We start from the raw sequence: 6,445 nt of genomic DNA, 5'->3' as shown, positions 1-6,445 counted from the left end.
TATGAGGTATTACCATCCGTTTCCAGAAGCTATCCCTCTCTCCAAGGCAGGTTGCTCACGTGTTACTCACCCGTCCGCCACTAAGATATCCTAAGTAAACTCAAAATATCTCCGTTCGACTTGCATGTGTTAAGCGTGCCGCCAGCGTTCGTCCTGAGCCAGGATCAAACTCTTTATTAAAGTTGTATATTTAAATCTCTCGATTTAGATATCTGATCCAGTTCATAACGCTTGCGTTATTACTCGTTTTTAAAAGTGTTTTTTAGTCTTTTCTTGACTTTCTTTACTAAGTTCTTAAACTCAGCAAAGGAATCTCAAGGGTCGTTACTTTTCTTTCGCATTGTTCAATTTTCAAGATGCTGTTTGCTCTCTCCGCTCAGTCTCCTTCGCGGGACAGCTTTAATATTATATCACTATCTCTCAGGTTTGTCAAGCCTTTTTTCAAATTTCTTTCAGAAATTTTTCTTTCGCTTGTCTCTCCTTGTCGGACAGTAAATATATTATAACTCTTTTGTAAGAAATTGTCAAGCATAAACTTTTCAACTTTCACCTTGTTAATATGTTGAAAACTCATACTTTTCATTTTAAAATCGTATAAAACAAAAAAGCAGCTGCCGAAGCAGCTGCTCACGTTCAATATTATTTTTTCTTGCGATCAAGTACCAACAGGTGCTGCCGGAGGATTAAGTGCAACGACATTCATATTTATCGCACTTACCTCATGATCACGAACCGCACTTTCGTTGGATATCTGCTCAGAGCCCATAGTTCTTGGATATGTTCCCTTATAGCTTCCATTAGCGCGTTCACTGTAAACAACTGACTGAACATTATAATTGTTTACAAATATCTTATAAACGCCCTCTGTACCGCAAATATTATTTATAGCATTTGCAATATGAGTATTTTCATTTGCATTCTGTGTAATAGAATTATGGTCTCCTGCACTTGTCACCTGAAATCCATTAGAACCATCCCAGTAAAAATAGAAGCTGCCTGTTCCAACATATATTCTGGACTGTGCCTCTACTCCTTCATCAGAGTTTCCGCGTGCAACAGCATCTAATGCCTGACGCTCTCTCTGTGCGATTCTTGTAAACTCAGTCTGTGCAGCATTAAAAACTACCTTTGCTTTACCGTTAGCAGTTCTCTCCCTGCTTCTTCTAATAAAATATCCCCACGAAGGAATAACAATTGCCATAAGGATACCAAATATTGCAATTACAATAATAAGCTCAATAAGTGTAAAGCCCTTTCTCCTGCTCTTCATTGAAAAGCACCTCCCAAACAATTTTCCAATTCTATTATAGCAAAAAGTTCATATTTTGTCAATAATAAAAAAATCTTTCTGTTACAATTTTTTCTTCCCTTTATTGTGCAATTAGCTAAGAAGCTCAATCGCCTTCTTTAACTGGATATCATCGTCAGTTCCTATCAGTTCGGGATCCATTTCGACAATAATATCAGGAGTTATCCCCACTCCGTCATAATTGGGCAGATCGTTGACATAATAGTAACCTGCGACTATATAATATGTTGAACAATCTTCAAGCTCTGTAGCTCGCTGAAATACTCCCTTTCCACCCGTTACAGTTCCTACAACAGTACCTCTGCCTGTATCTTGAACGAATGCAGCTAAAATTTCAGATGAACTGAGTGATTTTTCTGAAACAAGCAGAACAACAGGAAAATCATATTTCACTCCGTCAGAAGTCTCATATATTTCCACTTTGCCGCTTTTTTCATAAACTGTTTTAACGCTGCAGCCTGCACCGTAAAAAAGGTCAAAGAGTTTTACCACTTCCTCTGTAACGCCGCCTCCATTATCACGCAAGTCGATTATCAAACCTTTAATGTCATTGCGAAATTCGTCGATCTCAAGCTCAAAAGAAGCAGCAGACGAAAGTTCAAATCCGGACAAATGATAATAATAAATACCATTATCATACATCTTATTGGCTAAATGTTCAGTTTCATAATCTGCTTTAACGCCTCTTTTAATAATTACCTCATAATTTTTACCCTCGTGACTGCAAATAAGTTTTAAAGCAGTATCTTTATTTCCGAGAAGAAGTTCAATACTATTGTGATATCCATTTTCATATATAACTGTATCATCAATAGCTATTATATAATCTCCGGCAGACATTCCCTGTTTTTCCGCTATTGAATCAGGAGTCACCTCGGTAATGACCATTCTTTTTGTTTTTTCATCTTGACCGACCTGAAAGCCATTTGTTTTCAACATATCTGCTACATTTACACAGGCTTCATTCACTTTTTTCATTGAATCATAACATGAAAATCTGTCGTCGAGACCGTTTATCAAGCCGTCTATCATGTCGTACTCAAGATTAACTTTATCAATGTCCTTATAATAAGTTTTCTCTACATCTTTATTAACATTAATAAGCTGAGAATAATCCTCGCAGAATTTAAGCTCTTTTTCGTAATATTTTATAAATCCCAGATAGGCTATGCCTGCTGCCGCACAAGAAAGAAAAAACCCATTTATTATTTTTGAATAATCAAGCTTCATTATCTACTCCTAAGAAAAAAGCTCCTCCCATAATGGAAGGAGCTTTTAAACCTTTTAAAAATTCAAAACTAATCAAGTTCCAGATATAGTAATTTCCTTACCTGTAGCAAGCTTATAAGCAGCAGCTGCAGCTGTCTTATACTTGGCAGAACCTGCATATTCAGAATAATTCTCAGGATTTACAACACCTGCTGGAGATGTACCTGTGTATGTGCTATCCTTGTAGCAAGCAACAGCCTGGCATACACCACCCTCGATGATACCAAATACCTCATACTGACCAAGCTTATCCATGTAGTTCTTGATCTTTCTGTTGAACCTTGTATTAACATCATCAGTACCTGTGCTTGTTGTTGATAATGTCAAAGTTGCCTTACCTGAAACAGACTTGTAAACGCCAATATCTTCGCCCTCTTCATCAAGTTCAGTAAGAGCTGTGTTGATAGCCTTCTGGATTGTGTTAGCAGCTGAGTTAGCACCAGAAACCTTTGACTTTCTTACGTAACCGAGCATTGCTGGAACGAGGATTGCTGCGAGAACACCGATGATAGCGATAACAACGATGAGCTCAATAAGTGTAAAACCTTTCTTTGTAGTTTACATAAGAAAACCCTCCTTTAAATAATTTTTGTGAAAGTCTTTGCTTTCACTCGATTTTTTAGGTCCGGGGATTTTTTCTCCCTTTCCCTTCCCTGTGATTATAGTATACCACCTTATTCACATAATGTCAACACTTTCAGAAGAAAAAATCCATATCTGAGGGCGATTTTTACATTGGAACGGTGAATCGGCGAATTTTTTTTAGTGTTTTCGTCGAAGTGCACAAGATTCTGTGAATAAATTAAATCTTTAATTTAGTATTTGTTATATTCACACTTGTTTATACTCTGCGTAAAGTGATTTTTTAAGCATTTTGGAACTGTTTTTGGACTTTTTTTAACGGCTTTTTTGAAAAATTTCCGAATTTGTGTTTTCAAAAATAATTTCTTGGCATTTTAGAAATGTTCCGTTCACAAAAAAATACCGTCGGACTTTTTCTGACCGACGGCATTTTTGATACATATAGTATTTTTTTGTGGAAATATTATTAACCCTGTACTCCGCCTCTTGGAGCGCCGCCGAGCTGTGCAAGGAAACGATAGAACTCCTGCTTGTCGAGACACTTCTCGAGAGCGTCTACCTCGCCGATAACGTTCTTGGAAACGAGTCTTGCAAGTTCCATATCCAGAGACATCATGCCCTGCTGCTTACCTGTCTGGATAGCAGACTGAACAAGGTGTATCTTGTTATCACGGATCATAGCCGAGATAGCGTCTGTAACGTTAAGGATCTCCATACAAGCGATACGGCCTGAACCGTCCTTCTTAGGAATAAGTGTCTGAGAGATAACAGCAACCAGGTTGTTAGCAAGCTGAGTTCTGATCTGCTGCTGCTGGTGCTCAGGGTAAACGTCGATGATACGGTTGATAGTATCAGCGGCAGATGTTGTATGAAGTGTTGACATAACGAGATGTCCTGTTTCGGCAGCGGTTACAGCAGCCTGGATAGTCTCGAAGTCACGCATTTCTCCTACGAGGATAACGTCTGGGTCCTCACGGAGAGCAGCTCTCAGAGCAAGAGCGAATGACGGAACGTCGTCGCCGATCTCTCTCTGGTTTACCATACATCTCTTGTGATCGTGAACGTACTCGATAGGATCCTCAACTGTGATAACGTGAGCGCTTCTGTTAAGGTTAACGAAGTCGATCATTGCAGCCAGTGTTGTTGACTTACCTGAACCGGTAGGACCTGTTACGAGAACGAGTCCACGGGGACGCATTGCGAAGTCAGCAAGAATCGGAGGAAGTCCGAGGTCCTCAAGAGTTGGGATATCGTTTCTCAGAAGACGGATAGCGATAGCAGGCTTACCCTTCTGGAAGTATACGTTTACACGGTGACGGTAGCCGCTTCTTGTTGTGAACGAGAAGTCGGTATCCTTGTGATTGTTGATGCTTGTCTGCTGAGCGTCATTTGTCATCTGATGAACGATGTTGAGTATTTCCTCCTCGTCCATTTCAGGGTACTGTGAACGCATGGTTCTGAGAGTACCGTTAAGACGTACAACAGGAGCGATCCTGTCTGTGAAGTGAAGGTCAGAACAGCCGAGGAGTCTTACCTCGTCAAGTATTCTATGAATTTCGATTGCCATATTAATAATCCTCCCTGCAAGCCATTATACAGTAAATGTAGTTCTTACGAGCTCGTCGATTGATGTTTCGCCAGCCTGTACAAGCTCGGAAGCGTTGTCACGGAGAAGCTTGGTTCCGTTTTCCTTAGCTGCCTTTTCGATCTCTTCCTTGCTGCCGTTAGCTGCGATGATAGAAGAAACCTTTGCAGTACAGTGAATGATCTCGTGGATAGCAGTTCTTCCTCTGTATCCTGTATTGTTACAAGACGGGCATCCGCCTGGCTCATAGATCTGGATAGAATGGTCGATACCCATGAGCTCGTTCTCTTCGGGAGTTGACATTCTTGGCTTTTTGCATGATGGGCACAGAACTTTAAGGAGTCGCTGTGCGATAACGCCGATGATCGAAGTAGCAACCATGTAAGGAGCTACGCCCATATCAACAAGACGTACAACTGTTGAAGCAGCGTCGTTGGTATGGAGGGTTGACAGAACAAGGTGTCCTGTGATAGCGGCACGGATACCGATATCGGCAGTCTCAGTATCACGCATCTCACCGATCATTACTACGTCAGGGTCCTGACGGAGGATAGAACGAAGAGCTGCTGCGAAAGTCATACCAGCCTTTACGTTAACCTGACACTGGTTGATACCGTCGATAGCCTTTTCGACAGGGTCCTCAACAGTTACGACGTTTACGTTTGGCTTAGCGATCTCACCGAGAGCCGCATAAAGAGTTGTTGTTTTACCTGAACCGGTAGGTCCTGTAACGAGGATAACGCCGTGAGGAACACGGAGCATTGACTCGAACAGCTGATAGTTATAATCAGACATACCCAGATCGGTGATCTTACGAAGAGCGATCTGACCTGTTGAAAGGATTCGGATAACGATCTTTTCGCCGTGAACCATAGGAAGTGAGGATACACGGACGTCAAGAGTAGTTCCGTCAACGACCTGTGTGAAACGGCCGTCCTGAGGGATTCTCTTCTCAGCGATGTTCATGCCGCTGATGAGCTTGAAACGTGTAGTAAGTGCGCTGTGAACTGCACTTGAGATATTCATGAGTTCAACGAGGTCGCCGTTTACACGGATACGGATTCTTGTATACTTATCGAATGGCTCGATATGGATATCGGTTGCGTCTGCTCTGTAGGAGTTCTCAACGATAGTAGTTGCGAGCTTAACGATAGGAGCGCTCTCAACTCTGTCCTTAGACTCGATATCTGCCTCAGTCATCTCACCAAGGTCGCCGCCCATAGCCGAAACGCCTTCAAGCACACTGTCAACGTTCTGCATTGAGTAGCACTTACCGATCGCCTTATTGATAGCAGATGTTGTTGCAAGAACAGGAACGGTGTCCATACCTGTGGAAACCTTGATGTCCTCAAGTACGATGAAGTTTACAGGATCATTCGTTGCAACTGTAAGACGCTTACCTTGTACATTGATAGCAATTACGGTATGCTTTCTTGCCAGAGCCTCGGGAACCATCTGAACAGCATCAGTATTGATCTCGATATTGTCAAGGTCAACATACTGAACTCTCAGGTTTCCTGCCAGTGCTTTTGCGAAATTGACTTCAGACATAAAGCCGAGTTCAACAACTACGTCGCCGAACTTCTTTGCGCCGTTTGACGCTCTCTGAGCGTCAAGAACCTGCTGAAGCTGTTCGCTTGTGATCAGCCCTTGATTGACTAAGTAGTCACCAATTCTCTCGTTTCTCATAAAAAACCTCC

General features: G+C 41.7%; 5 protein-coding genes and 1 rRNA gene. All 6 read right to left on the bottom strand.

Annotated features, from left to right (window positions below; all coding sequences use genetic code 11):
* Window positions 1-180 (bottom strand): 16S ribosomal RNA (locus T497_RS0103240); the annotation flags it as partial.
* A gap of 475 nt (window positions 181-655) precedes the next feature.
* Window positions 656-1,270 carry a type II secretion system protein gene (locus T497_RS15655; protein ID WP_037324308.1) on the bottom strand — a complete coding sequence of 205 codons (615 nt, stop codon included), beginning with the start codon at window positions 1,268-1,270 and terminating at the stop codon, window positions 656-658.
* Window positions 1,271-1,381: 111 nt separating this feature from the next.
* Complete coding sequence (locus tag T497_RS0103225; protein ID WP_028514371.1) at window positions 1,382-2,539, bottom strand: S41 family peptidase; 1,158 nt, start codon at window positions 2,537-2,539, stop codon at window positions 1,382-1,384.
* A 72-nt stretch (window positions 2,540-2,611) separates the two neighbouring features.
* Window positions 2,612-3,103 carry a type II secretion system protein gene (locus T497_RS15650; protein WP_431602422.1) on the bottom strand — a complete coding sequence of 164 codons (492 nt, stop codon included), beginning with the start codon at window positions 3,101-3,103 and terminating at the stop codon, window positions 2,612-2,614.
* Between the two features lie 523 nt (window positions 3,104-3,626).
* Window positions 3,627-4,727, bottom strand: coding sequence for a type IV pilus twitching motility protein PilT (locus T497_RS0103215; RefSeq protein ID WP_028514370.1), 1,101 nt, complete (start codon window positions 4,725-4,727; stop codon window positions 3,627-3,629).
* Between the two features lie 24 nt (window positions 4,728-4,751).
* Entirely contained in the window at window positions 4,752-6,434 is a 1,683-nt protein-coding gene (locus T497_RS0103210) for a GspE/PulE family protein (RefSeq protein ID WP_028514369.1), read from the bottom strand.
* Between the last annotated feature and the right edge of the window lie 11 nt (window positions 6,435-6,445).

Source organism: Ruminococcus flavefaciens MA2007 (assembly GCF_000621845.1).
GTDB lineage: Bacteria > Bacillota > Clostridia > Oscillospirales > Ruminococcaceae > Ruminococcus > Ruminococcus flavefaciens_E.
Note: the sequence above shows the minus strand (reverse complement) of the source record. Positions and strands in the feature narration are given on the sequence as shown.

Excerpts from the sequence above, each read along its gene's own strand:
- T497_RS0103215 (WP_028514370.1), bottom strand. The coding sequence starts at position 4,727 with ATGGCAATCGAAATTCATAGAATACTTGACGAGGTAAGACTCCTCGGC.
- T497_RS0103225 (WP_028514371.1), bottom strand. The coding sequence starts at position 2,539 with ATGAAGCTTGATTATTCAAAAATAATAAATGGGTTTTTTCTTTCTTGT.
- T497_RS15655 (WP_037324308.1), bottom strand. The coding sequence starts at position 1,270 with ATGAAGAGCAGGAGAAAGGGCTTTACACTTATTGAGCTTATTATTGTA.
- T497_RS0103210 (WP_028514369.1), bottom strand. The coding sequence starts at position 6,434 with ATGAGAAACGAGAGAATTGGTGACTACTTAGTCAATCAAGGGCTGATC.